The following is a 1,812-nucleotide window of genomic DNA, read 5'->3' on the forward strand; positions in this document are numbered from 1 at the left end:
GGTTATAAGATTTTTGTGGCAGGTAGAGGGGCTGTTCGCTTTAATGTACCCCAGGAGTGGGTTTTTGATCCAAAAGAAAATTCATTTTGCTTCCGCGATAAAAAACCACCATTAGATGACTGTTGTCTAGAGGTATCTTTCAATCACTTACCGGCTAATGACTGGAGCCAATTTCCGCTCAAACCTACCTTGAGGAAGATTATGGAAGAGGACAGTCGTGACGTAATTGAGAGGGGAGAAGTTATTAGCGTCCAGCGTCAGACTGCGCGTATAGTTTGGTGTGAGATAAAGTTTATTGACACTCAGGCTGAACCAAGAGAAGCTTTTTCACGCACTTGCATTGGTTTAGGCTCAAATGTGCAGTGCTTGATCACTTTTGATTATTGGGCTGATCAAGCAGAACAACTCACTCCCCATTGGGACGAAGTTGTGCGATCGCTCACATTAGGCTTGTATATCCGGGATCCAATGACAGGTTTTGCATTTCCAGATTAACAATTGTTAATCAAAATTAGTCAGAGTAGTTTGTGACTGCAAGATCTGAGATTACAAATTCAACTTAATGGCTTTTGGGAATTGGCTCAGGTTGATGAATAGGGATTTGAACGACAAATTTAGCACCACCTCCCAAGGAGGAATCACACCGAATTGTGCCCTTATGCTTATTTGTGACAATCTGGTAGCTGATAGATAAGCCTAAGCCAGTACCTTTACCAATCGGTTTAGTTGTAAAGAAAGGATCAAAAATTCGCGATCGCACGCTCTCACATATCCCTGAACCATTGTCTGCAATTGTAATCTGTACCTGATCCGTACCTATCATTTGAGTTACAATCCAAATTGTGTCAGGTTGTGTTCGTTGATTGTCTTTCTTTTGCTCTTTTGGGCAGTCGTCCAGTACATCAATAGCATTTACCAATACATTCATAAATACTTGATTGATCTGTCCAGGGTAGCACTCCACTAATGGCAAATTACCGTAATCCTTAACCACGTCAATTGCCTGAGATTCTGGTCTTGCTTTGAGCCGATGTTGTAAAATCAGCAGTGTATTGTCAATACCTTGATGAATATCAACTGCTTTGAATTCCGATTCATCAAGGCGAGAGAAGTTACGTAAGGATAAGACAATTTGCCTAACTCTTTCAGTCCCAACATTGATCGACTGCACAAGCTTAATTAGATCTTCCTGGAGAAAATCCAGTTCGACTTCATCCAGAGTTTTTTGAAGTGTTTCCGGTGGATTGGGGTAATGAACTTGATACGCCTGAATTACTTTCAGTAGATCTTGAGTATAACTATCAATATAGTTAATGTTTCCGTAAATAAAATTTATAGGGTTATTAATTTCATGAGCAACTCCAGCAACAATCTGTCCCAAACAGGACATTTTTTCTGATTGAATTAAATGAAGCTGAGTATCTTGAAGTTCTCTAGTATAGGTAGCAACCCATTCAATCAATTGATTGAGTGCATTTGCTAGTGTACCTACCTCATCTTTCGTAACGATTGTAGCTCTCAAATTTGTGTTCCCATCACGAGTGACTTCTTGTGCTAGATTTGTGAGGGATTCCAAAGGACGAGAAATAGCTTGACTAGTAAACATTGCCAGCAAGCTAGCAACAATGACGGAAACAACAAGACTGCCTAGAATAATCTGCATCCGTAGAACTTCAGTTTGTCGAAGTTGATCACGAGATCTGAGGATATCTTTGTCTACTTCAATTGCTACACCATCAATTTTATATGCAAATTGAATAATTTTATCGAAAGTATCAGCATTGACAAATTTTAAAACACGGTGCTTGATCA

The 1,812-nt window shown here is 39.6% G+C and carries 2 protein-coding genes; one reads left to right on the top strand and one right to left on the bottom strand.

The features are described 5' to 3' along the window. Positions 1–495: hypothetical protein (locus tag G4P69_RS37710; protein ID WP_208355035.1), on the top strand; the 495-nt coding region annotated here is incomplete at its 5' end. Positions 496–559: 64 nt separating this feature from the next. Here the strand turns inward: G4P69_RS37710 and G4P69_RS37715 are convergent. Beyond that, positions 560–1,812: sensor histidine kinase (locus G4P69_RS37715; RefSeq protein ID WP_208355039.1), on the bottom strand; the 1,253-nt coding region annotated here is incomplete at its 5' end.

Source organism: Aetokthonos hydrillicola CCALA 1050 (genome assembly GCF_017591665.1).
GTDB lineage: Bacteria > Cyanobacteriota > Cyanobacteriia > Cyanobacteriales > Nostocaceae > Aetokthonos > Aetokthonos hydrillicola.